At 75.6% G+C, this 21925-nt stretch carries 21 protein-coding genes and 2 pseudogenes; 8 read left to right on the top strand and 15 right to left on the bottom strand.

The window, feature by feature from the left end; all coding sequences use genetic code 11:
* Nucleotides 1-166: 166 nt before the first annotated feature.
* From ACZ501_RS12645 to ACZ501_RS12680, 8 genes and pseudogenes are all read right to left on the bottom strand, one after another.
* Nucleotides 167-1039 carry an RNA polymerase sigma-70 factor gene (locus ACZ501_RS12645; RefSeq protein WP_468794688.1) on the bottom strand — a complete coding sequence of 291 codons (873 nt, stop codon included), beginning with the start codon at nt 1037-1039 and terminating at the stop codon, nt 167-169.
* A gap of 67 nt (nt 1040-1106) precedes the next feature.
* Nucleotides 1107-1868, bottom strand: coding sequence for a carbonic anhydrase (locus tag ACZ501_RS12650; protein ID WP_468794690.1), 762 nt, complete (start codon nt 1866-1868; stop codon nt 1107-1109).
* A gap of 88 nt (nt 1869-1956) precedes the next feature.
* Entirely contained in the window at nt 1957-2559 is a 603-nt protein-coding gene (locus ACZ501_RS12655; RefSeq protein WP_468794693.1) for a HutD/Ves family protein, read from the bottom strand.
* Nucleotides 2560-2642: 83 nt separating this feature from the next.
* Entirely contained in the window at nt 2643-3014 is a 372-nt protein-coding gene (locus tag ACZ501_RS12660; protein WP_361605275.1) for a peptidase inhibitor family I36 protein, read from the bottom strand.
* Nucleotides 3011-3694, bottom strand: a complete 684-nt coding sequence (locus tag ACZ501_RS12665) for a hypothetical protein (protein WP_468794696.1) — start codon at nt 3692-3694, stop codon at nt 3011-3013. Before ACZ501_RS12665 ends, ACZ501_RS12660 begins: the two co-directional genes overlap by 4 nt.
* Nucleotides 3695-3823: 129 nt before the next feature.
* On the bottom strand, nt 3824-5248 hold the full coding sequence (locus tag ACZ501_RS12670) for a VWA domain-containing protein (RefSeq protein ID WP_361605302.1): 1425 nt from the start codon (nt 5246-5248) through the stop codon (nt 3824-3826).
* Between the two features lie 146 nt (nt 5249-5394).
* On the bottom strand, nt 5395-5598 hold the full coding sequence (locus ACZ501_RS12675) for a cold-shock protein (RefSeq protein ID WP_361605278.1): 204 nt from the start codon (nt 5596-5598) through the stop codon (nt 5395-5397).
* Nucleotides 5599-5765: 167 nt separating this feature from the next.
* A pseudogene (locus ACZ501_RS12680) lies at nt 5766-5897 on the bottom strand (NADP oxidoreductase); the annotation flags it as partial.
* Nucleotides 5898-6043: 146 nt separating this feature from the next.
* Between ACZ501_RS12680 and ACZ501_RS12685 the strand changes: the two are divergent.
* Nucleotides 6044-6505, top strand: coding sequence for a hypothetical protein (locus ACZ501_RS12685; protein ID WP_361605284.1), 462 nt, complete (start codon nt 6044-6046; stop codon nt 6503-6505).
* A 63-nt stretch (nt 6506-6568) separates the two neighbouring features.
* Here ACZ501_RS12685 and ACZ501_RS12690 read toward each other — a convergent pair whose 3' ends face one another.
* The 4 genes from ACZ501_RS12690 to ACZ501_RS12705 form a co-directional block, all read right to left on the bottom strand.
* Nucleotides 6569-7930, bottom strand: a complete 1362-nt coding sequence (locus ACZ501_RS12690; protein ID WP_361605287.1) for an FAD-dependent oxidoreductase — start codon at nt 7928-7930, stop codon at nt 6569-6571.
* A gap of 146 nt (nt 7931-8076) precedes the next feature.
* Entirely contained in the window at nt 8077-8607 is a 531-nt protein-coding gene (locus ACZ501_RS12695) for a GNAT family N-acetyltransferase (RefSeq protein ID WP_361605290.1), read from the bottom strand.
* 66 nt (nt 8608-8673) lie between these two features.
* Nucleotides 8674-9639 (bottom strand): isopenicillin N synthase family dioxygenase, encoded by a 966-nt coding sequence (locus tag ACZ501_RS12700; protein ID WP_468794699.1) that lies wholly within the window; start codon nt 9637-9639, stop codon nt 8674-8676.
* A 51-nt stretch (nt 9640-9690) separates the two neighbouring features.
* Complete coding sequence (locus ACZ501_RS12705; protein WP_468794702.1) at nt 9691-12555, bottom strand: nSTAND1 domain-containing NTPase; 2865 nt, start codon at nt 12553-12555, stop codon at nt 9691-9693.
* Between the two features lie 179 nt (nt 12556-12734).
* Between ACZ501_RS12705 and ACZ501_RS12710 the strand changes: the two genes are divergently transcribed.
* Both ACZ501_RS12710 and ACZ501_RS12715 read left to right on the top strand, forming a co-directional pair.
* Nucleotides 12735-13718, top strand: coding sequence for a hypothetical protein (locus ACZ501_RS12710; protein ID WP_468794705.1), 984 nt, complete (start codon nt 12735-12737; stop codon nt 13716-13718).
* Entirely contained in the window at nt 13711-14124 is a 414-nt protein-coding gene (locus ACZ501_RS12715; protein ID WP_468794708.1) for a peptidase inhibitor family I36 protein, read from the top strand. Before ACZ501_RS12710 ends, ACZ501_RS12715 begins: the two co-directional genes overlap by 8 nt.
* Nucleotides 14125-14203: 79 nt before the next feature.
* Here the strand turns inward: ACZ501_RS12715 and ACZ501_RS12720 are convergent, their stop codons facing one another.
* Nucleotides 14204-14710: a hypothetical protein gene (locus tag ACZ501_RS12720; protein ID WP_361610839.1), complete on the bottom strand. Its 507-nt coding sequence runs from the start codon at nt 14708-14710 to the stop codon at nt 14204-14206.
* A gap of 311 nt (nt 14711-15021) precedes the next feature.
* Between ACZ501_RS12720 and ACZ501_RS12725 the strand changes: the two genes are divergently transcribed.
* The 3 genes from ACZ501_RS12725 to ACZ501_RS12735 all read left to right on the top strand — a co-directional run bounded on the left by ACZ501_RS12725 (nt 15022) and on the right by ACZ501_RS12735 (nt 17534).
* Nucleotides 15022-15585: an HPP family protein gene (locus tag ACZ501_RS12725; protein ID WP_361610838.1), complete on the top strand. Its 564-nt coding sequence runs from the start codon at nt 15022-15024 to the stop codon at nt 15583-15585.
* Nucleotides 15586-15690: 105 nt separating this feature from the next.
* A complete protein-coding gene (locus ACZ501_RS12730) occupies nt 15691-16452 on the top strand; it encodes a VOC family protein (protein WP_468795493.1) in 762 nt (253 codons plus the stop codon).
* 56 nt (nt 16453-16508) lie between these two features.
* A complete protein-coding gene (locus tag ACZ501_RS12735) occupies nt 16509-17534 on the top strand; it encodes a PHP domain-containing protein (RefSeq protein WP_361610836.1) in 1026 nt (341 codons plus the stop codon).
* A gap of 51 nt (nt 17535-17585) precedes the next feature.
* On the opposite strand, the gene ACZ501_RS12740 is transcribed toward ACZ501_RS12735, so the two are convergent.
* On the bottom strand, nt 17586-18071 hold the full coding sequence (locus ACZ501_RS12740; protein WP_468794711.1) for a hypothetical protein: 486 nt from the start codon (nt 18069-18071) through the stop codon (nt 17586-17588).
* A gap of 237 nt (nt 18072-18308) precedes the next feature.
* On the opposite strand from ACZ501_RS12740, the gene ACZ501_RS12745 reads away from it, so the two are divergent.
* Nucleotides 18309-19985, top strand: a complete 1677-nt coding sequence (locus tag ACZ501_RS12745; protein WP_468794714.1) for a carboxylesterase/lipase family protein — start codon at nt 18309-18311, stop codon at nt 19983-19985.
* 19 nt (nt 19986-20004) lie between these two features.
* Nucleotides 20005-20361, top strand: a pseudogene (locus ACZ501_RS12750) (serine hydrolase domain-containing protein); the annotation flags it as partial.
* A gap of 75 nt (nt 20362-20436) precedes the next feature.
* Here the strand turns inward: ACZ501_RS12750 and ACZ501_RS12755 are convergent.
* Nucleotides 20437-21783, bottom strand: coding sequence for a M64 family metallopeptidase (locus ACZ501_RS12755; RefSeq protein ID WP_468794717.1), 1347 nt, complete (start codon nt 21781-21783; stop codon nt 20437-20439).
* Between the last annotated feature and the right edge of the window lie 142 nt (nt 21784-21925).

The raw sequence follows: 21925 nt of genomic DNA on the forward strand, positions 1-21925 counted from the left end.
TACCCCTTTGGTGCTGGACGTGCGGTCGGTCCCCGAAAGGTAGCCAGCCGCGGTCGCGCGCCGTTGGTGCCCGCCTCGGGCGGAACTCGGGTTCCGCTCGGGCACGGTGCGCCGAGGGGTCCGGGGTCCGTCCGGGCGGGCGGGCGGGCGGGGGGCGGCAGCGCCGTCAGCGGCGCAGGCCCGCCAGCTTGTCGGGGTTGACCTGGATGCGGATGTTGCGCAGCAGGCCGCCCTGGAGGTCGTAGGTGAAGGAGCCGATCGGTTCGCCCTCGCGCAGGACGAGGACGCCGAGTTCGCCGTTGATGACCGCCGTGGTGACGGTGACCCCGGCCATGGCGGGCTTGGTCAGCACGCCGAGCAGGAAGCGCGCCACGTGGTCGGGCCCGCGGAGCGGCCGGCGGCCGGCGGTGACCTTGCCGCCGCCGTCGGACCAGGCGGTGACGTCCGGGGCGAGCATCTCCAGGACGGCGTTCAGGTCTCCCCCGGCGCAGGCGCTCAGGAAGCGCTGGGTGATCCGTTCGCGCTCCGCGCTGTCGGAGTCGTAGCGGTGGCGGCGCTCCGCCACGTGTGTGCGGGCGCGGTGGGCGATCTGGCGGACGGACGGCTCGGGGCGGTCCAGGAAGCCGGCGATCTCGGCGTGCGAGTAGCCGAAGGCCTCGCGCAGCACGAACACGGCGCGCTCGACGGGTGCGAGCGTCTCCAGGACGACCAGCATCGCCGTGGAGACGCTCTCGGCGAGCTCCCGCCCGTCCGCGACGTCCGGCGCGGTGAGCAGGGGCTCCGGCAGCCAGGGGCCGACGTACTCCTCGCGCCTGGCCCGGGCGGAGGTGAGCCGGTTCAGGGACAGGTTGGTGACCGCGCGGACGAGGTACGCCTTGGGGTGGCGTACCTGCGACCGGTCGGCCTTGTTCCAGGCCAGCCAGGCGTCCTGGACGATGTCCTCGGCGTCGCTGACGGTCCCCAGCATGCGGTACGCGGTGGCGAACAGCAGCCGGCGGTGTTCGTCGAAGGGGTCCGTCGCGGGTTCGGTCGTGATCACCGCTCGATTCTGCCCGGCGGCCCGCGCGGCCGGCCACCCCGTACCGGCCACCGTGCCCGGCCCGGCCTCAGCCGAGGGTGTTCACGCGCTGGTCGTGGAGGTCGTAGCGGGCTGCCGCCACGGCAAGCTTCCCGGCGGACACGGCCCGCGCCAGGTCGGGTTCGGCGGCGAGCCGGTCGCGGACGCTGCGGGCGTGGGCGTCGATGGTGGCCCGCACCCGGGCCTCACCGTGCCGGCTCCGGTCGATCGAGGGGCGTATCTGGTCGGCCAGGTACTGGATGTGCGCGGGGAGCCGCTCGCCGGTCTCGTCGGCGTGGACGGCCGCGCCGACGGCTCCGCAGGACTGGTGGCCGAGGACCAGCACCAGCGGGATCGCCAGTTCCAGGACCCCGTACGCGACGCTGCCGAGCACCGCCTCGTCCAGCACCTCGGCCGCCGAGCGGACGGTCAGCAGGTCGCCGAGGCCCTGGTCGAAGACGAGCTCCGGCGGGACCCGGGAGTCCACGCAGCCGAGGACGATCGCGAAGGGGCTCTGCCCCTTGGTGAGCCGCAGCCGGGTCGACGGCGACTCGTCGGGGTGCTCCTGGCGGTGGGTGCGCCAGCGCCGGTTGCCGGCGGCCAGCTCGCGCAGGGCCTGCTCCGGGGTCGTGGGACGGGGCCCGGTGGCGGGCGCGGGCTGGGCCGCGGAGGCCGGGAAGGCGGAGCCGAGGGCGAGGACGGATCCGGCGGCGGCCGTACCGGCCACGGCGGTGCGCAGCAGGGTGCGACGGCTGGTGGAACTCCCCTCGTCCGCCGAGGCGTTCACTGGAGAGATGTGCGACGGGCGCATGTTCGAAAGCATGCGCGACGGTATCCGGCTTTGCCTTTTCTTGATCAATGCATGTAAATCGAATGACCGGAATCAGCTCTCCGGCGGCTCAAACCGCCCCGGTGAAGACGTGTGTTCCCACGACGGCCACTCGCCCCTCGGTACGGATCACACAGGTCCCGGACCCGGGCAGCAAGGCCGCGTCGTACGGGCCGAGTTCGGCGCCGGTGCCCGGGGAGCCGGGCCGGTGGAGGGTGGCCGGACCCTCCAGGGCGACGACCAGCAGGGTCTCGTCGGGCAGGGCGGCGAGGGCGAGTTCGCCCCGGACGACGGCGCTGCGGGCCCGCACCCGCTCCCGGTGGTACATCACGTTGAAGTTCACGACGGGGCCGCCCAGCAGCCGGCACTCGGTCGCCCGGTCTCCGGGGAAGTGCCGGGGCGCGTACCGCTCGTCCACGAGCCGGCGCACGCCCCCGACCGTGAGGTCCATGCCCGCCCCCTCCGCCAGGGTGAGGATCCGGTCGACGCCGGGAAAGCGGGAGAAGGGCCCGTCGGCGTCCACTTCGGCGAGGCTGACCCGCCAGGCGAAGTCGTCGGTCCCGGCGCCCTCGGGCCAGGCGGCGATCTCGCGGGTGACCCCGCCGCCGTTCTTCCACGGCGCGGCCCTGCGGTCGGCGGCGCGCAGGATCCGGATCTCGGCGGGGCCGGGCATGGCGGGGGGGTCCTTCCCTGGGGTCCGTACCGCCCGGCGCGGTACGGACCCGGGCGGCAGGCGCCGAGCCTATCGGGGAGGCCTCAGCAGCCGGTGGACCAGGTGTGGGAGCCGCCCTGGTCGTTCGCGCCCGCGTCGTAGCCGACTTCCTGCCCCGGGGCCAGGCAGAGGGTGACCCGGCCCAGCAGCCCGCGCCCCGCGTACACCTTGACGTGGTCGGCGACGCCCGCGCCGGAGACACCGTGGTTGGCCCAGGAGGAGTCCTGCTTGTACATGTCGCCCTCCCACCAGTGGTCGTCGCCGCTGTGCTCGATCTTCATGCCGTCGAAGTCGGCGTGCGTCCAGACGCAGAAGTAGCCGCTGCGGCAGTCCGCCGCCTCGGCGGCGGCCGAGGTGGCGAGGACCGCGCCGGTGGAGAGCAGCGCGGCGGCGAGGAGGGAGGTGAGGCGCTTCATGCGGGTGGGTTTCCTTTCGGGGGCGGGGTGTCGAGCACGGTGGTGGCTTCGGTGAGGGCGTGGGCGCGCAGCCGCTGCCAGTCGGCGATCTCGGCGCGGTGGCGCGCCCGGACCTCGGTGAGGTCCCGGCGGGTGCGGGCGGCCTCGGGCTCCAGGTTGTTGACGACGACCGAGGCGCGGAACCAGGCGGGCTGGTCCCCGTAGAGCCGCTGCTGGGCGGCGGCCAGGCAGCCGTCGGTGTGGGCGCGTACGACGTAACCGGTGGGCAGGGCGAGCGACAGTTCGGCCGGCCCCGCGCCGAAGAGCGCTTCGCTGACCCGCCGGTCGTCGCTGCCCGGCGGCCGGCCCGGCCCGGGGCTGGGCGGGACGAGTCCCTGGCGGGCCAGGCAGGCGTCGGTGAGGCGCCGGGTGGCGGCCTTGATCAGCTCGTCGGGATCGCCACCGGGCCCCGGGCCGGCACCGCCGCAGCCCGTCAGGACCGCGCAGGCCAGGACGGCGACGACGGGCAGCCGTCCGGCGCGGGCGGCGACGGCGGGCAGCCGAGCGGCCAGGGCGACGGCGGGCAGCCGAGCGGCCAGGGCGGCGACGGCGGGCAGCCGTGCGGCGGCGGCCTTCCGCCGTGCGGCCGGGGCCGGGTGACGACCCGTCCGGGGCCCGGCCTGTTCCTTGATCACAGCCATGCTGTCTAGCCGCCGGAACCCGCCCGGCGACAGGCCGGGGGGCTCCGGCTCACCCGACTGGGTGCGTGTTTCACCCGGCGAAACGTTTCCGGCGGACCGGGTCCGCCGGCCCGGCCCGCCGCGCGTGGCTCAGCGCAGGATGCCCGCCTGCCGGGCCGCCCGCAGCCAGGAGGGGAACTCCGACAGCAGCCGGTCGTACAGGTCCGGGTCCGAGACCCTGTCGATGTCGTCGACGGCGAAGAAGCCGACGTTGTCGACGCGGCGCCCCGGCATGGTGTCGAAGCGCTCCAGCACGCCGAAACCGGCCCGGCCGAGGCCGACGAACTGCCAGAACACCGGCTCCTCCACGGCCGCGCGCAGCTCCCGCTCGATCTCGTCGTTGCGGTACACCCCGCCGTCGGAGAAGAACAGGACCAGGGTCGGGGCGGGTACCGGATGGGCGCGCACGAAGGCCCGTACCTCCGCGATGACCTTCTGCTCCTCGTTCTGGAAACCGACGTGCCGCATGTCGACCTGGCCGGGGAGCAGCCCCTTGGCCGCCTTCTTCCGGCCGAAGAGGCTCATCTGGCCGATGCGTACGTGCAGGCGCAGCCACTCCGGCAGGTCCCCGATGGCGAGGTCGGGCAGCCGGGCCGGGTTGGTGGCGAAGGTCCAGGCCTGCATCTCGCCGTCGTCGTCGAGCTGCGCGGCGACGGCGGCCATCCGCTCCACCACGTTCGCGACGGTGCCGCGGGCGTAGAGCGTGCTCATCGAGCCGGAGGCGTCGAGGACGAGGACCACTCGGGCGGTGACCCCCTGGGCCCCGGCCTTGCTCAGGCTGACGGCGACCTGTTTCTTGCGGAGCGACAGACGCCCCCGCATGTCCGGCGGTAGCCACTCCTCACCCTTGACCAGCCGTACGACCGCCTCACCGGCGGGCGCCGGAGCCGGAGTCGGTGCTGCTACCGGTGCCGGTTCGCTGCGCGCGGGCCGGACGGGGGCCGGGGCGGGCGCGGGGGGAGCCTGAACGGGCGCGGGAGCCGGAGCGGGGACGGCCGGCGGCGTGGGTGCGTCGTCCACGGTGATGCCGTAGTCCGTCGCCAGTCCGGCGAGCCCGCTGGCGTAGCCCTGGCCCACCGCCCGGAACTTCCACGCGCCGGCCCGCCGGTACAGCTCTCCGCTCACGAAGGCGGTCTCGGGCCCGGCCTCCATGTCGAAGCGGGCCAGTTCGGCGCCGGATCCGGCGTCGAGCAGCACCAGGTGCAGCCCCGGGACCCGGCCGAAGGAACCGCCGTCCGCGGAGGCGCAGAGCACGACCCGCTCGACGTCCCGCTCCAGGGCGGCGAGGTCGACGTCGAGGGTGTCCGCGCCGGGCCTCTTGCCGAGGTGGCGCACGGCTCCGGAGGCATGGCGGGGCTGGTTGTAGAAGACGAAGTCCCCGTCCGTGCGGACGCGTCCGGTGGCCGCCAGGAGCAGCGCCGAGGCGTCCACGTCGGGAACTCCCGGCCCGGCGGACCAGCCGAGCACGGCTCTGACGGAGGTGGCGGCGACCGGGAGGTTGGCGCCTTTGCTCATTGTCGTCACGCCGCACAGTCTGCCCGGTGCGCCCGTGCCACGGGGGCGAACGGGCGGAGAAAGCCGGTGCGCGCACGCGACGGGGCCCGCACCGTCGGTGCGGGCCCCGGTGTTCGCTCAGGGGCGAGCGGGAGTCGGCCCGAGGCTCAGGCGGGCACGATGTTCTCGGCCTGCGGGCCCTTCTGGCCCTGGGTGACGTCGAAGCTCACCTTCTGGCCCTCCTGCAGCTCGCGGTAGCCCTGGGTGGCGATGTTCGAGTAGTGGGCGAACACGTCGGCGCCGCCGCCGTCCTGCTCGATGAAGCCGAAGCCCTTTTCCGCGTTGAACCACTTCACGGTGCCGGACGCCATATCGATTCTCCTTCGGGGCCGTACCCGGACCCGCACTGTGCGGCCCCGGCGTCGCCGTGTTGATTGACCCCGTCCGAAGATCTCTGGGAACCACACCTGCAACTCCCTGCACCGTAGCACAGGGCTACCGGGTCGGTGCGGAACGTTACGTCGACCGGGTGTACGGATCAGCCGCGGAACGCCTCGTCACGGACGGGCGAGGCTTCGGCCAGGGCCCGGGTGACGGCGTCGACGCCGCCGCGCAGGCCGCAGACGGGGGTGCCGGGCTGCTGGCGCCAGGACTCGTCCAGGCCGTCGGCCCGCCGTGCGTCCGCAGGGGGCCCGTACGGGTGAAATCCGGCCGTTTCGCCCGCGGCGACAACCGGTCGGCGCCGGATCCGCGTCATCCAGGGCAGGGCCGGCGACCGTACCGGCCCGCAGTCAGCACGGGGAAAGGTACCGATCGATGCCCAAGCTCCCGACCAAGCGCGCCATGTCCCTCGCCCTCGCGGCCACCGCCGGGGCGGCCGCCCTCTCCTTCGCCCTGGTCTCCACCCCCTCCGCGACCGCCGCCGCGCCGCAGTCCGTCTCCGGCAGCCCGGAGGGGGCGTTCACCCGGATCGCCGACTTCTACGGCTCGTACGTCGACGCGGTGTACGACGGGGACGGCGCGACGGCCGACCGGCTGCGCTCCTTCTACCTCTCCGAGTCCCTCCAGCGGGAGCTGGCGCAGTGGGAGGAGGCCCACCACGCCAACGGCGTGCTGCGCGCGCAGAACGTCCCGCTCCAGTGGAAGGTGACCTCCACCGGCAGCGGGACGGGCAAGACCAACGCCACGGTCACCCTGACCTGGGGCGGCGGTTCCACGACCCGGATCCACGTACAGGCCGACCTGGAGACGAAGAAGCTCACCTCCATCACGGACTGACCCGGCCGGGCGCGGGAGGGGGCCCGCCGCCCGGCGGGCCCCCTCGGCGCGGCTGGGCCGTCTCTAGGCGCCGCTCGCCCGGAGCATCTCCTCGCGCTCCACGATCTTCACGCGCTCGCGGCCCTGCGGTTCGCCCAGCGCCTTCTCCGCGGCGTCCAGCTCGTACCAGCCCTGCCAGGTCGTGTACCGGACCTGCCTCTCGGCGAGGAAGGCCTCGACCGCCTCCGGCTCGGGGGTGGCGGGGGTGAGCAGACGGCCTTCGGCGTGGTCGGCCAGCAGGTTGGCGACGGTCTCGTTCGCGTCGCCCTTGGTGTGGCCGATCAGGCCGATCGGGCCGCGCCGGATCCAGCCGGTGACGTAGGTGGAGGCGAGGTGCTCGCCGTTCTCGACGACCCGGCCGCCCTCGTCGGGCACCGTGCCGGACTCCACGTCCCAGGGCAGCTTGGGCAGTTCGTCGGAGAGGTAGCCGACGGCCCGGTAGACGGACTGGACGTCCCAGGTGGTGAACCGCCCGGTGCCCCTGACGTTGCCGGTGCCGTCCAGCTCGGTGCGCTCGGTGCGCAGGCCGACGACCTTGCCGTCCTCGCCGACGATCTCGGCCGGGGACTCGAAGAAGTGCAGGAACAGCTTGTGCGGGCGGTCGCCGATGTCGCGGATCGCCCAGTTCTCCAGGGTCTTGGCGACCATGTCCGCCTGCTTGTTGGAGCGGCGGGTCGTGATCGACCCCTCGTCGTAGTCGATGTCCTCGGGGTTGACGATGACCTCGATGTTCGGCGAGTGGTCGAGCTCGCGCAGCTCCATCGGGCTGAACTTCGCCTGCGCCGGGCCGCGGCGGCCGAAGACGTGGACCTCGAGGGCCTTGTTGGCCTTCAGGCCGTCGTAGACGTTCGGCGGGATCTCCGTGGGGAGCAGCTCGTCGGCCGTCTTGGCGAGGATGCGGGCGACGTCGAGGGCGACGTTGCCGACGCCGAGGACCGCGACCTTCTCGGCCTCCAGCGGCCAGGTGCGCGGTACGTCGGGGTGGCCGTCGTACCAGGAGACGAAGTCGGCGGCGCCGTAGGAGCCGTCCAGTTCGACGCCCGGGATGCCGAGCGCGCGGTCGGCGGTGGCGCCGGTGGAGAAGATGACGGCGTCGTAGAAGGCGTGCAGTTCGTCGAGCGAGATGTCGGTCGGGTAGTCGACGTTGCCGAAGAGGCGGACCTGCGGCTTGTCGAGCACCTGGTGCAGGGCGGTGATGATGCCCTTGATGCGGGGGTGGTCGGGGGCGACGCCGTAGCGGATGAGGCCGAAGGGTGCGGGCATCCGCTCGAAGAGGTCGATGGACACCCCCGGGTCGGCCGCCGCCTCGGACTTCAGCAGCGCGTCGGCCGCGTAGATACCGGCGGGGCCGGCACCGACGATTGCTACCCGCAGAGAGCGAGGCATGAGTGGGTTCCCTTCGACCGACAATCTGACTGATCAAGGAAACCCTAAACTAAGGCGACCCTTACCCGGCACCCGCCCCCCGGTTATGCCCCCATAACCCGACCTTATGGCTTACCAAAGCCTGACTTTTGACTGACGGTGCCCGCTCAGGCCTCGTACTCGGTGAGGTCGATGCTGTAGAGGGTGACGCGCGCCCCGGTCCCCGGGTCGTCGGTCTCCCCGTCCTCCCCCATGCCGAGCTTGCGGATCACGTTCGCCGACTCGTCGTTGCCGACCCGGTTGACGGCGACGACGCGGTCGAGGCCGCGGTCGAGGGCGAACTCCAGGACGGCCTGGGCCGCTTCCGAGGCGTAGCCCTGACCCCAGAAGGGCCGGCCCAGCCGCCAGCTGATCTGCACCTGGTGCCGCGTCTCGGGCAGGTCGTCCGCGGCGGACAGCCCTACGGCGCCGATCAGTTCGCCGGAGGCCAGGAGCTCGACGGCGAACACCCCGAAGCCCTCGTCGTCCCACTCCTCCTCCCACCGCTCGATGGCTTCGGCGGTCTGGTCCAGGTCGAGCTCGGAGCCGTCACCGGTCCAGCGCATGACGTCCGGGTCCGCGCCGATCTCGGAGAGGGGGACGAGGTCGTCGTCGGTCCAGCGGCGGAGCAGGAGGCGGGGGGTGCGGATCTCGGTCATGCCCTCATCCTGCCCAACGGTGCCCCACCAGGGGTAATCGGGCCCGTCCGGTCGGGCCCGTCCCGCTCAGGGCACCGTGATGGCGTCGAGCTTCGCCCGCAGGTAGACGTGCGAGTCCACCGGCTCGTGCGCCACCCGGCCGACCGGCGCGGGCAGGGACTCGACGCGGGTGTGCGCGTCGCACTCGTAGAAGTAGACGAGGGAGACCAGCTCCTCGGCCGGGGCGTGGGCGGGCGGCGGCAGTACCCGGTGGCGGCCCGCCCGCCAGCGGTCGCCGGTCCAGCGGGCCAGCAGGTCGCCGATGTTGACGGTGAGCGCCGCCGGGTCCCAGGGGGCGTCCTGCCAGCCCCCTTCGTCGGTGTGGATCTGGAGCCCGCCGGCGCCCGGCTCCCGGTCCAGGACGGTCACCGTCCCGAAGTCGGTGTGCGGCCCGATGCGGAACTGGCCGGGCAGCGGAGCACCGACCGCTTCCCTGCCCGGGTACCAGTTGAGGTTGAACCCCCAGGTGGGGTGGCCGGTGTGCCGGGTGAAGTGGTCCTCGGGCAGGGTGAGCGCCACCGCCAGCAGCTCCAGCAGTTCGTCGGAGAGCGCCCGCATCGCGGTCAGGTACTCGGCCACCAGCGGCCGCAGCCGCGGCACCTCGGCGGGCCAGGCGTTCGGCCGGAACCACTCGGCGTCCACCGCGGGCACGCCCGTCGGCTCCTCGGCCGCGCAGGACCAGGACTCCTTCAGGTCGGGCGGCGAGGCCGTCCCCTCCGCGTAGCTGTTGGCCTCCGCGCCGGGGCCGAGCCAGCCGCGCCCGCCGACGCTGACCGCGTACGGCTCCTTCGCCTCCGGCGGCAGCCGGAAGAAGGCGCGCGCGGCCTCCCGGATCCGGGCGGGCAGCGCCGGGTCCACCCCGTGCCCGGTGACCAGCAGGAAGCCGGCCGCCTGGAGTGCCTCGTCGACCCGGGCGGCGATGCGGGAGCGGGCGGCGCGATCGCCGGAGCGCCACGGGCCGAGGTCGATGACGGGAACCTGAGCAGTGGCCATGGGGACCTGCCTTCCGGGAGGGGCCGGGCGTCCGGCACCGAGCGTAGGGGGTCAGGGGCGTTCGAGTCCGCTGCACGGGGGCGCGTAGTCCAGATGGGGCAGGTACGCGGACCACTGCGCGCGCGTGATCCGCGGGCCGGTGTGGGCGCAGGCCCCCGCGAGGGCCCGGTCGAGGTCGGTGGCCGCCAGCCGCAGGGTGCTGTCGAAGCCGCCGGAGGCCAGGGCCGTCCCGTCGGGGCTGAAGGCGACCGAGCCGACGGCGGTGCCGTGCCCGGCGAGGGTGGCCAGCGGGCCCGGCCGGGCGCCCCGGGGCACGCTCCACAGCCGTACCGTGCGGTCGTCGCTCGCGCTGGCGAGGGTGCGCCCGTCGGGGCTGAAGGCCACCGCGCCGACCACGTCGGTGTGCCCGGTCAGGGTCGCGAGCGGGGCCGGCCGGCGCGGGTCGCCCACGTCCCACAGGCGTACCGGGGCACGTCCTCCCCCGGCGGAGGCGAGGGTGCGCCCGTCGGGGCCGAAGGCGACGGAGAACACGGTGGTGTCGTGGCCGGAGACGACCGCCAGCGCGGCCGGGCGGGTGCGGTCGGAGACGTCGGTGAGCCGGACGGTGGCGTCCTCCCCGGCGGTGGCGAGGACGCGGCCGTCGGGGCTGAAGGCGACCGCGCGGACGGTGTCCCGGTGTCCGGTGAGCCGCGCCTCCTCGGCCGGCTGCCGGGCGGGGCCGCCCACGTCCCACAGGTGTACGCCGCCACCGGCTCCCGCGGTCGCCAGGGTGCGGCCGTCGGGGCTGAAGGCGAGGGCCCGCACGTCGCCGCCGGGCGCGGCCAGTTCGGCGGAGACCGCCGGGCGGGCCGGGTCGTTCACGTCCCACAGCCGTACGCTCCCGTCGGCGCAGGCGGTGGCCAGGGTGCGGCCGTCGGGCCGGTAGGCCACGGCCCGCAGGTCGGCCGGGTGGCCCGGCAGGACGGCCACCGGGGTGGGCCGGCCGGTGCCGTGGGTCTGCCAGAGGCGGGCGGTGCCGTCCGCTCCCGCGGTGGCGAGCTGGCGGCCGTCGGGGCGGTAGGCGAGGGCGGTGACGGCCTTGCCGTGGGCGGGGACCGAGGTCATCAGGGTGGACAGCAGGCCGTCCCGGGTCCGGGCGGTGGGTGAGAGCCGGTAGGCCGTCAGGCCCAGCTGGACGGCGAGACCCGGTTCCGCGGGAGTGCCGGTGTCGGCGGTGGTCAGGGCGGCGGCGGTCTCGGCGAGGTTCCGCGCGACGGCGTCGTTGCGCTGCCGGGTGACCTCCTCCCCGGCGCGGACGGCGTTCGCGGTGGCGAGGGCGGCCACCGCCGCCAGGGCGGCGAGGGCCGCGACCAGGCCGCGCAGCCGGCGGGTGCGGCGGCGGGCCGACTCGCCTGCGGCGGCCTCGGCGGCGGCGGAGGCTTCGAGGAAGGCGCTCTCCCCGGCGCCGAGTACGAGCGTGCCGCCGGCCGTGGCCTCGCGGGCCAGGGCGAGCGGGATGCCGCGTAACAGCGCTCCCGGGTCGCGTCCCACGGCCTCCCAGGCGCGGGCGGCCGCGGTGAGCTGCCGGTGGCGGCGCAGCCGTTCCCGGTCGTCGGCGAGCCAGCCGCGCAGCCGGGGCCAGGCACGGATGAGGGCCTCGTGGGTGAGTTCGGCCACGCCCTGGTCCAGGGTGATCAGGCGCGCTGCGGCGGCCCGGGCGAGGACCGTGCGGGTGTCGGCGTCCTCTCCCAGTTCCGCGCGCGCCACGGGCCGTTTGGTGTCCTCGGTGCCCTCGCCGAGGGCGATCAGGTGCACGAGGATCCGCCGGGCCAGGCGCTGCTGGGGCGCGGAGAGCGAGGCGTACAGGGCCTCGGCGGACTGGGCGAGGGCCCCCTCGAACCCGCCGGCCGCGTGGAAGCCGTCCAGGGTGAGCGCCGCGCCCCGGCGGCGGCGCCAGGTCTCCAGCAGGGCGTGCGAGAGCAGGGGCAGGACGCCGACCTGGCCGTGTGCCCCGGCCACGAGGGTGGCCTGGAGGCTGCCTTCGACGGTCAGGCCGGCCCGGCGGGCGGGTTCCACGACGGCGCGGCGCAGTTCGGCGGCGCTCATGGGGCCGACGACGACCTGGGCCTCGCGCAGCACCTCGACCAGCGGGCGGTGGCGGGTGCAGTGCGCGTAGAAGTCGGCGCGCACGCCGAGGACGACGCGGCAGCCGGAGCCGGGGCGCCGGGCCGCCGCCACGAGGGCGGAGACGAACCGCGAGCGTTCGCCGGGGTCGGCGCAGACGGTGAAGACCTCCTCGAACTGGTCGACGACCAGGACCCGTTCCGGCCCGCCCGGGTCCTCGTGGCGGGCCAGGGCCCGGCGGAGCCGGTCGAGGGGGTGCGGGCCCGGGGTGAGGACGCCGACGGCGGGGGCCGGGGCGCCGACGCGCAGCCGCGGCAGCAGCCCGGCGTGCAGCAGGGAGGACTTGCCCGCCCCGGAGGCGCCGACGAGGGCGACGACGCGGTGCCGGGCCAGGGCGTCCACGAGGTCCTCGACGAGGCGTTCGCGGCCGAAGAACAGGCCCGCGTCCTCGGCGCGGAAGGCCGCGAGTCCGACGTACGGCGCCGGCTGCGCGGCCGTCCCGCCCGGACCCGCCGTGCCCGCGGGGTCGTTCCCGGGTGCGCCGGCGGCGAGTCGCGCGGCGGCGGCGTGCCAGCGGCGCTCCCACTCCCCCTGGTCCCCTCCGCAGGCGCGGACGTAGGAGAGGGTGACGTCCAGGCTGGGCAGCCGGTGCCCGGCGGCGGCGCCCGAGAGGGTGGCGACGGAGTAGTGGGCGCGCGCGGACAGGTCCCGGTACGGCGGCGACCCGGCCTGGTGGCGCAGTCGGCGCAGGGCGGTGGCGAACTCCAGCAGAGGCCCGTCCTCCCCTTCCAGCGGACGTTCCTTGCGTGCCATGCGCGGCCCCTTCCAGCTGGCCCCTTTTCTGCCTTCCGGGGTGGATTGTTCAGCAATTGTTTGTTCACTTCCAGGGCGCCGACGGCGAACAACGCAGGGCGGCTACACCTGACTCCGGACGGCGGCGGCCGCGTTCGCGAAGGCGCCGCGCACACCGGAAGGAGAGGGGGACACCGCGGATGAGGCGAGTACGGGGGCACCCGCGGCGCCGGGAGCGGGGACGGGCAGGGCTGGGGCCGGCGGCGGCCGCCCTGGCGGCGGCACTGGCCGTGACCTCCCTGGCGGGCTGCGGGGAGCGCGGTCCCGCGCCCCCGGCGGGCCCGGCCCGGGAGCCGAGCGCCGCCCAGTCGCGGCTGCTGGAGCGGGCCGAACGGGTACTGGTCGCCCGCTGCATGGCGGAGCGGGGCTTCGAGTACGCCGCCACCGGGCCCCCCGAGGCGACGCCCGAGCGGCGTTCCTTCCCGTACGGGCTGGACGACGTGGAGTGGGCCCGGGCCCACGGCTACGGCGGCCGCGCCGAGCGCGCGGCCGCCGAGGCCCGCCGGGCCGATCCCGACCAGCGGTACTTCCAACGGCTTTCGGCACGCGAGCGGGCGGCCGCCCGGACCGCGCTCATGGGCGCGGCTCCCGTGGGCCTGAAGGCCACCACCCCCACCGGCATGACCCTGACCGCGAGCACCGACGGCTGCCTCGCCCGCGCGCAGCGCGCGCTGTACGGCGATCTGGCCGCCTGGTTCCGCGTCAAGGTCGTCACCATGAACCTCCGTCCCGCCCAGGAGGAGCGGGTGCGCCGGGACCCCCGGTACGCGGAGGCGGTGGGGCGGTGGGCGGCCTGCATGCGGGCCGCGGGCCGGCCCTACGCCTCCCCCGACGACTCCCGGCGGGCGGCGGCCGCCCTCGCCGAGGGCGCGGCCCCCGGCGCCGACGCCGCCGAGACCGCCCTCGCGGTCACCGAAGCGACCTGCGCGACGGCCACCCCGCTGGCGCAGGTCTCCCGAGCTCTGGACCGGACCTACGGCGAAGAAGTCCGCACGCGCCACCAGGACGAGATCGCCCTCAGGCGAAGGCTCCAGAACGACGCGCTCCCGAAGGCGGAGCGCGTCGTGTCCCAGCACACCGCACGTTCTTCACCCGCCCCGACATCCGGAGGTCCTCATGCGTAAGTTCCGTACGACCGTCCTGGCCTGCGCGCTCGCGCTGCCCCTGTTCGCCTTCCACGCGACCGCGACCGCGGCCCCCGCGGAGGTCTCCGACGCCTCCGGCATCGCCGCCGACGGCAACTACTGGGTCTGGGCGGACACCAACCGGGGCGGCCCGGCCTGCGGCTGGAGCGGCAACGACTCGGACTGGCGCACCTGTGGCGCCGGCAACAGCTACAACATGAACGACCGGGCCTCGTCCTGGTGGAACAACGGCTACTCGGGCGCGCTGGGCGACGTCCGGGTCTACGAGAACATCGGCTACGGCGGCGCCTCCACCTGCGCCCCGAACGGCTCCGCGGGCAACATCCCGTGGGAGTGGAACGACCGCATCTCCTCGCACAAGTGGGTCACCCGCTGCGGTTTCTGACCCCGGCCCCCGACCGGGGCCTCCCGGGACCCGAACCCGGGAGGCCCCGCACGGCCGCGAGGCCCCCGGACCGGTCCGGTCAGTCCGGCAGGGCGGTGCCGCAACGGGAGCAGAAGCGGGCGCCCGACTCGGTGGAGAGCCGGCCGCACTCCGGGCAGACCCGGTGCAGCAGGCAGGCCGTCTCGCCGCCCTCGCCCCCGGCGGAGCCGGCCGGACGTTCGGCGGTGCCGATGCCCATGCCGGGGCGCCGGGTGTGGACGGTCAGGTACGTCAGCCCCTGCGGGCCGGCGGTCAGCGAGCGGCGGGCGCCGCGCGGCAGCCAGCAGGCCGTGTGGGGGCGCAGCCGGAGCGTGCCGTCCTCGGTGTCGATCCGCCCGCCGCCCTCCACCACGACGAGCATGACGTCGAGGGCCGGCTCGGCGTGCTCGGCGATGGCCGCGCCGGGGCGCAGCCGGATCAGGTTGGAGTCCAGGCCGCGCGCGGTCCCGGTGAGCCGCCACAGGGCGCCGGTCGCGTCGGCGGGGGCCGCGGCGATCACCGCGTCGAGGTCCGTGAGGATCCCGGCGAGGTGCGGTTGCGTCGTCATGCTGGTCCTTCCCTGCCTTGAGCACGTGCCCCCGCAGTCATACACGACGGCGGGGGGCCCGGCGGCGCGATCCGCTCTTCGCGCTCCCGCGTGCGCGCTCTCCACCCCGCGTCCGCCTCCCGCGCCCCGGCCGTGCGCTCCCTGCGGAGCCGCCCCCGCCGCTTCCGCCGCAAGGGGGGCGCGTTAGGGTTTGTGTCCGGATTGCGTCGGCCTCACCCGGACCGGACGCGAGGCCCGGCCGGAGGTCGATCACCGTCCCGGCGCGGCCGCTCCTGCCTCCTGTCCCGCCCGTACCGGAAATCCTGCCCCGTATGCACTCCAGCACCACCACCGCCCCCTCCCCCACTCCCGCCCCCGCCGCTCCTGTGCCCGCCGCGGGCGGGCGGCTGATCACGCCCCGGGCCCCGGCCCGGCCGAGCGCGGCCGCCGCCTTCCACAGCGTCAGCGCCGCCACGACCGTGCTGCTGGGCCTCGTGGCGATCGGCGCCATGATCCACGAGCCGGTGCTCATACCCCCGCTGGCCGCGAGTGCGGCCCTGGTGCACAGCGCGCCCACCCTGCCGCTGGCGCAGCCGCGCGGGGTCGTCATCGGCCACCTGCTTGGCGCGGCCTGCGGCTTCGCGGTCCTCGCGGTGGCGGGCAGCAGTGCCTGGGCGGCGGCCGTGGCGGCCGGGCTCACCCTGGCCCTCCTGACGCTGGCCCGCACCCCGCACTCCCCGGCCGTGGCCACCGCCGTGATCACGGTGCTCCAGACGCCCGCGCCGGCCCGCTTCGTCCCCCTGCTCTTCGGGTCCACGGTGCTCCTGGTCCTCACCGGCTACGCCGGGTCCCGCATCCGCCGCACGGCACCGAGGTACCCCGCCTACTGGTGGTGACGTGCGGGCGCGCCTGCGCGGTGGCGAGGGGGCCCGGACGCTACTCCTTGTGCTGTGGAAATTTCTACGAAGGACGTCTTCGGGGCCCCCTGCTGGGTGAGTCTGATGGCCCGCGACCTGGAGGCGTCCCAGCGCTTCTACGGGACGGTCGTGGGCTGGACCTTCCGCCGGGCCCGGCTCGGCTCGGCCTTCTCGGTGGCGGTGCTGGACGGCGTACCCGTGGCCGGGATCGGGGCGCTGGCCACCGATCTGGCGGTGGCGGTGGCGTGGACCCCGTACTTCGCGGTCGACGACGTCGACGTGGCGGCGTCCCGGATCCGCGAGCGCAGCGGCACGGTCGCCGTGGGCCCGGTCTCCTTCCCCGGGGGCGGGCGGGCGGCGCTGGTCGCCGACGTGGACGGCGCGGTCTTCGGGGTCTGGCAGGGGCCCGTCTCCGCGGGCTGGCGGGTGGGGCTGGGCCCCGCCCCGGCCTGGCTGGAGCTGCGGACCAGGAACGCCTTCGACGCCGCGCTGTTCTACGGCGAGGTGCTGGAGTGGGCCACGGGCCGGCCCGGGTGCTGCGAGGTCTCCTACGAGGAGGAGCAGGTCGTCCTGCGGCAGGGCGGGGAGCCGGTGGCCCGGCTGGACAGCGGCCCGGTGGAGCCGGGCGGGTACATGCCGCACACCCGGCCCCGCTGGCACGTGCACTTCCGGGTGGCGGACCTGGACTCCGCCGTGGAGGCCGCCCTCGACCTCGGCGGGCGCACCGTCTCGGTGATCACCTGCGACGGTACCGAGCGCTCGATCATGCTCCGTGACCCGGACGGCGCCCTGTTCACCCTCACGGAGCGGGTCGCGCCGCCCGGAACGGTGGGCGGCGCGGCCTGACCGGCCGGCTCGCCGGCCGCCCGGCTTCTGGGGAGACTGGTCCGGAGGAGGTGCGCATGGACCCGGTGGCGGCGCTGGACCGGATCGCGTTCCTGCTGGAGCGCGCGCAGGCACCGACGTACCGGGTACGGGCTTTCCGTACGGCGGCGGCGGCCGTGGCGGACATGGGCGGCCGGGAAGCGGCCGAGCGGGCCGCGGCCGGCTCGCTGGAAGCGGTCAAGGGCATCGGGCCCAAGACCGCCCAGGTGGTGCGCGAGGCGCTGGCCGGCGGGATCCCGGAGTACCTGAGCCACCTGGAGGAGGAGGCCGCGGCCGTGCCGCAGGGGCCTCCCGCCTCGCCGGCGGCCACGGCGCTGCGCGCGGCCCTGCGCGGGGACTGCCATCTGCACTCGGACTGGTCGGACGGCGGGAGCCCGATCGAGGCGATGGGGCGGGCGGCCGCCGAGCTGGGGCACGAGTGGGCGGTGCTGACGGACCACTCGCCGAGCCTGAAGGTCGCCCGGGGCCTGTCGCCGGAGCGGCTGCGCGAACAGCTGCGGGTGGTGGCGGAGCTGAACGAGGCGTGGGCGCCCTTCCGGCTGCTCACCGGCATCGAGTGCGACATCCTCCTCGACGGCTCGCTCGACCAGGAGCCGGAGCTGCTGGACCAGCTCGACCTGGTGGTGGGGTCGGTCCACTCGAAGCTGCGGATGGAGTCCCCCGCCATGACGCGCCGGCTGCTCACGGCGGTGCGCAATCCCCTGATGGACGTCCTCGGCCACTGCACGGGGCGGCTGGTGACCGGTCGGACCCGCCCGGAGTCCACCTTCGACGCCGAGGCCGTCTTCGCCGCGTGCGCGGAGTCCGGCACGGCGGTGGAGGTCAACAGCCGCCCCGAGCGGCTGGACCCGCCCCGGCGGCTGCTGCGCCTGGCCGTCGCGGCGGGCACCTTCTTCGCGGTCGACACCGACGCGCACGCCCCGGGCCAGCTGGACTGGCAGATCCTGGGCTGCGAACGCGCGGCGGAGTGCGGGGTGCCGCCCGACCGTGTGATCAACACCTGGCCGGCGGACCGGCTCCTCGCCTGGACCCGCTCCTCCTGAGGCGTGTCGTCCGGACCGGGACGGGGCCCCGCCCGTACGGGCGGGCCGGCCTCAGCCTTCCGTGCCCGGCGGCGGGCGGCGGTTCTTCAGGGCCAGGCCGGCCAGGACCGCACCGACCCCCGCGCCGAGCACGGCCGTGACGCCGGACCAGGCGTACGGCCCGCCGAGCGCGGCGCCCAGCGGGTCGTAGAGCACCACCCCGCCCACGACGTGCAGGGTGACCACGCAGAGCGCGGCCACGGCCGCCGCCCGCCAGACCGCCGGGGTGTCGCGTACCGCCAGCAGGGCGCCGAGCTCCAGGCACAGCAGGGACACCGCCAGCGGCGCCAGGCCCTCGGGGGCCGGGGGCCGCGCCGGGTGCGCGGGGAGGTGCAGGACGCCGCACAGCAGCAGCACGGCGGCGGTCGGCCGGCGCAGTACGTGGCGCAGCGCGCCCCGCGCCGGTGCCGCGGCGGGTGCGGGCCCGGCGGCCGAGGGGGCGCGGAGCCCGTCGCGGTCGCCGTGGTCCGCCGCCGCGAGGGCGCTGGGGTCGTTCATCGGCAGCTCCGTTCGCCGGCGCGGGTCCGCACCCCGCGCGCCGGTCCTCGTGCGCCACGGAATCACCGCACGTTCTGCCACATTGAGCGCCTCCGGCCGGGCTTGCGCCATCCGGGGCGGGCAAACGGGCGGCTTCCGCGGCGCGTCCGGGGCGCCGCACATGACACGCCGCGGCCAAGGCGGCCGGGGCCGGCGCGGGCGGTCCACAGTGGCGGGGTCGACGCGTCGAGGAGGGGGGTGTCAGCCGTGCCGGACCCCGGCCCCGCCCGCCGCGGGCGCCTCCACCGCAGGGTGCTGGGCGCGCTGGCGCCCGCGCTGGCCCTGCTCTGCGCCGCCGGGTCGGCGCCGCCGACCGCCGTGGCGGCGGCCGGCCCCGCCGGGCGGCCCGTCGTCCGGACCGCCGAGGGGCCGGTACGGGGCCGCGCGCACGGGACGTACGACACCTTCGAGGGCATCCCGTACGCGGCCGCGCCGACCGGCCCGCTGCGCTGGCGGCCGCCGCGCCCCGCGCCCCGCCGCACGGACGTCCTCGACGCCGGGGCGCCCGGGTCCCGCTGTCCACAGCTCCCGGCGATCGGGCCCGGCGGGCCGACCGGCTCGGAGGACTGCCTGTACCTGAACGTCACCGCCCCGGCGGGGCGGGGACGGGGGCGGCCGGTGATGGTGTGGTTCCACGGCGGCGGCTTCCGCTTCGGCTCCGGAGACGCGTACCGGCCGCAGCCGCTCGCGGTGCGGGGTGACGCGGTCGTGGTCACCGTCAACTACCGGCTCGGGGTCTTCGGCTTCTTCGGGCATCCGGAGCTGGGCGGGGCCCCGGACTTCGGGCTCGCCGACCAGCAGGCGGCGCTGCGCTGGGTTCGGGCCAACGCGGCCGGCTTCGGCGGCGACCCGGAGCGGGTCACCGTCTTCGGGGCGTCGGCGGGCGCGCTGAGCGTCTGCGCGCACCTGGTGTCCCCCGGCTCGGCCGGCCTCTTCCGGCGGGCGATCGTACAGAGCGGCTCGTGCTCGACCACGATGCCGCCGTACGCGCTGCTGCCGACGGTCGGGACGTACGAGCCCTTCGTGCCCGAGGAGCGCACGGTCTCCGCCGGGGTGGCGGCGGCGGCCTCCCTCGGCTGCGGCGGCCGGCCCGCGGGCCGGGTGCTCGACTGCCTCCGGGCCCTGGCCACCGGCCGGCTGCTGACGGCGGAGCTGATGGAGCGGTTCTCGGGGGTGGCGTACGGCAACGCCTTGCTGCCGGCCGAGCCGCGCCGGGCGCTGGAGTCGGGGCGCTTCCACCGGGTGCCGGTCGTGCAGGGCAGCAACCTCGACGAGATGCGGCTGTTCGTCGCGCAGACGCTGGCGGCGTATCCGGTGGGCGACGGCGAGGGCTACCGGATGCGGCTGCGGACCTCCTTCGGCCCGGCGGCCCCGGCCGTGGAGGCCGCCTACCCGCAGGCGGCCTTCCCGACGGCCGCGCTGGCCTGGGCCGCGCTGCTGACCGACGCCTCCTTCACCTGTCCCACGCTGCGGGACAGCCGTGCGCTGGCCCGGCACGTGCCCACGTACGCGTACCTGTTCAGCGACACCGGAGCACCCGATTTCACCGGTCTGCCCGCGCCGGCCGGCTTCCCGTACGGCGCGACGCACGGCTTCGAACTGCCGTACCTGTTCACGACGGTCGCGCTGACGCCGCCGCAGCGCGCGCTGTCCGGGCGGATGACCGGCTACTGGACGCGCTTCGCCCGCACCGGTTCGCCGAACGCGCCGGGCTCACCGGCCTGGCCCCGGTTCGGGGGGCCCGCCCGGTCCGTGCTGAGCCTGGCGCCGGGCAGCGGCGGGATCCGGCCCGTCGACCCGGCATCCACGCACCACTGCGCCCTCTGGAACGCCCTGCCGTTCCCGGAGCCGCCCGGGAAGGCGACCGGTTCATGACGGCCGGGCTGCGCGAGGTCCTGCTGCCGTGCCGGCGCCGGACGCCTGGATGGCGGCGCTGTCCAGGATCCCGCTGCTGCGCGGGCCGGGCGAGGCCTGGCTGTACAACACCTGCTCCGACATCCTGGGCGTGCTGATCGCCAGGGTCTCGGGGCGCAGCCCGCCCGCGTACCTGGCCGACCGGATCTTCGGGCCCCTCGGTATGGCCGGCACCGGGTTCGCGGTGCCGCCGGAAGCGCTCGGCCGGTTCACCGGCTGCTACCGCGCCGGGCCCCGGGGCGGCCGGCTCCGCCTGGTCGATCCGCCGGACGGGCAGTGGAGCCGCCCGCCGGCGTTCCCCTCCGGGGCGGGCGGCCTCGTGTCCACCGCCGACGACCGCCGGCGGTGATGCGCGCGTTCTGGCGGTTACGCGGCCTCGGTCTGAGGCAGGTGCGGACGGGGCGCCGGGGGCTCAGAGCCGGACGTCCCAGGTGGCGGTGGAGGTCAGGGCCCGGGCGATCTCGGGGTCGCGGACCGAGGGGGTGCGGTCCTCGGCGGTCACCGACAGCTTGTGGGTGCGCAGGTCGAGCAGCCACAGCTCGGCCACCCGGACTTCGCTGCGGCCCGCGAACCGCTTCAGTTCGCGCCCGTCGAGGTACCAGCGGACCTCCGGCCGGCGGCCGTCGCTGCCGTACAGGCGGGGGACGGCGGCCTTGGCGGTGTGCCGCAGCCGCAGGGTGCGGTCGGTCGGGGTGAGCGGGGTGACCAGGCGGGCGTGCCGGTGGAAGCCGGCGATCATGGCCTCGACGCCGGGGAGGTTGAAGGGTTTGCCAAGGACCCGCATGAGGGAGTTGTCGGTGGGCCGGTAGAGGCCGGTGACGTAGTAGCCGCCGCCCTCGTACGCGCCGACGGTGCCGCCGTCCGGGGAGGCCTCCCCGAGCCAGCGGTGCCATTTGGCGTGCTGCGCCGCCATCCGGGAGGCGTCCAGGGTGGAGGAGTTGGGGTCGGCCGGTTCGGGGCCGGTGTACTTCTCGTAGTCGGGGACGCCCGGGTAGAAGTACTCGTCGGCGAGCTTGCCGAGGGAGTGGCCGGTCTCGTGGATGGCGACCTGACCGGACTTGGGGTGGCCGGCGGAGGCGGTGGAGATGCCCTCGTAGCCAAGAGTGGCGCTGGGCTCGTTGTATCCGGCGCCGCCGTACTTGGTGCTGTTGGCCAGGACGACGACCAGGTCGGCCTCGGGCGCCTTGGCGACGTAGGCGTCGACCTTGGGCTGGTCCACGCAGAGCAGCCGTTCGATGGACTCGCACCAGAAGTACGAGCCGAGCGCGGTGTCCCGGACGGTGTCGGGGCCGGGGTCGCCGGAGACCCCCGACTGGGCGGAGACGGCGTCCACGGTCCAGACGTTGAAGAGGTCGCGGTAGGTGGTGTACGGCTCGACGGCGGTGACCTCGGCCCATTTGGCGCGGGCGTCGTCGTGGAAGCGGTCCAGCTCGCCGGCGGTGTAGCCGTCGCCGATGACGACGACGTCCAGCCGGTCCGACGCGGGGCCGTTGTCGATCACCTTGGTGACCCGGCCGTCGGCGGCGCGCGCTGCCTCCGAGAGGCGGGGCGTGGCCTTCGCCCGCCCGGCGGCGGGGACCAGGGTGTGGCCGGATCCGGCGTCGCCGCCGTGTTCCGGCCCGGGTATCTCGACCTTCACGCCGGCCGGCCGGGGCGGGTCGGCGGCTGCGGCGGGCGCGGTGGCGGCGGCCAGCAGCGCGGCGCTCGCGCAGGCCGCCGCGAGGGCCGTGCGCAGTGCGGGACGGGCGGTTCGCCTCATGAAGTCCTCCGTGGGGGGCGGGAGTCGGGCGAGGAGACGGACGGACGGTTAAGCAGATGGTTAAGTCCGCTGAACCGGCTGCTTAAACTAGGCGGCGGACGAGGCGCTGCGCAATGCCCGACTCCCGTTCCATACTGAGGAG

The organism is Streptomyces sp. NPDC034085 (assembly GCF_055575555.1).

Coding starts and splice junctions, on each gene's coding strand:
- ACZ501_RS12650 (WP_468794690.1), bottom strand. CDS start 1,868: ATGCGCCCGTCGCACATCTCTCCAGTGAACGCCTCGGCGGACGAGGGG.
- ACZ501_RS12655 (WP_468794693.1), bottom strand. CDS start 2,559: ATGCCCGGCCCCGCCGAGATCCGGATCCTGCGCGCCGCCGACCGCAGG.
- ACZ501_RS12660 (WP_361605275.1), bottom strand. CDS start 3,014: ATGAAGCGCCTCACCTCCCTCCTCGCCGCCGCGCTGCTCTCCACCGGC.
- ACZ501_RS12665 (WP_468794696.1), bottom strand. CDS start 3,694: ATGGCTGTGATCAAGGAACAGGCCGGGCCCCGGACGGGTCGTCACCCG.
- ACZ501_RS12670 (WP_361605302.1), bottom strand. CDS start 5,248: ATGAGCAAAGGCGCCAACCTCCCGGTCGCCGCCACCTCCGTCAGAGCC.
- ACZ501_RS12675 (WP_361605278.1), bottom strand. CDS start 5,598: ATGGCGTCCGGCACCGTGAAGTGGTTCAACGCGGAAAAGGGCTTCGGC.
- ACZ501_RS12685 (WP_361605284.1), top strand. CDS start 6,044: ATGCCCAAGCTCCCGACCAAGCGCGCCATGTCCCTCGCCCTCGCGGCC.
- ACZ501_RS12690 (WP_361605287.1), bottom strand. CDS start 7,930: ATGCCTCGCTCTCTGCGGGTAGCAATCGTCGGTGCCGGCCCCGCCGGT.
- ACZ501_RS12695 (WP_361605290.1), bottom strand. CDS start 8,607: ATGACCGAGATCCGCACCCCCCGCCTCCTGCTCCGCCGCTGGACCGAC.
- ACZ501_RS12700 (WP_468794699.1), bottom strand. CDS start 9,639: ATGGCCACTGCTCAGGTTCCCGTCATCGACCTCGGCCCGTGGCGCTCC.
- ACZ501_RS12705 (WP_468794702.1), bottom strand. CDS start 12,555: ATGGCACGCAAGGAACGTCCGCTGGAAGGGGAGGACGGGCCTCTGCTG.
- ACZ501_RS12710 (WP_468794705.1), top strand. CDS start 12,735: ATGAGGCGAGTACGGGGGCACCCGCGGCGCCGGGAGCGGGGACGGGCA.
- ACZ501_RS12715 (WP_468794708.1), top strand. CDS start 13,711: ATGCGTAAGTTCCGTACGACCGTCCTGGCCTGCGCGCTCGCGCTGCCC.
- ACZ501_RS12720 (WP_361610839.1), bottom strand. CDS start 14,710: ATGACGACGCAACCGCACCTCGCCGGGATCCTCACGGACCTCGACGCG.
- ACZ501_RS12725 (WP_361610838.1), top strand. CDS start 15,022: ATGCACTCCAGCACCACCACCGCCCCCTCCCCCACTCCCGCCCCCGCC.
- ACZ501_RS12730 (WP_468795493.1), top strand. CDS start 15,691: ATGGCCCGCGACCTGGAGGCGTCCCAGCGCTTCTACGGGACGGTCGTG.
- ACZ501_RS12735 (WP_361610836.1), top strand. CDS start 16,509: ATGGACCCGGTGGCGGCGCTGGACCGGATCGCGTTCCTGCTGGAGCGC.
- ACZ501_RS12740 (WP_468794711.1), bottom strand. CDS start 18,071: ATGAACGACCCCAGCGCCCTCGCGGCGGCGGACCACGGCGACCGCGAC.
- ACZ501_RS12755 (WP_468794717.1), bottom strand. CDS start 21,783: ATGAGGCGAACCGCCCGTCCCGCACTGCGCACGGCCCTCGCGGCGGCC.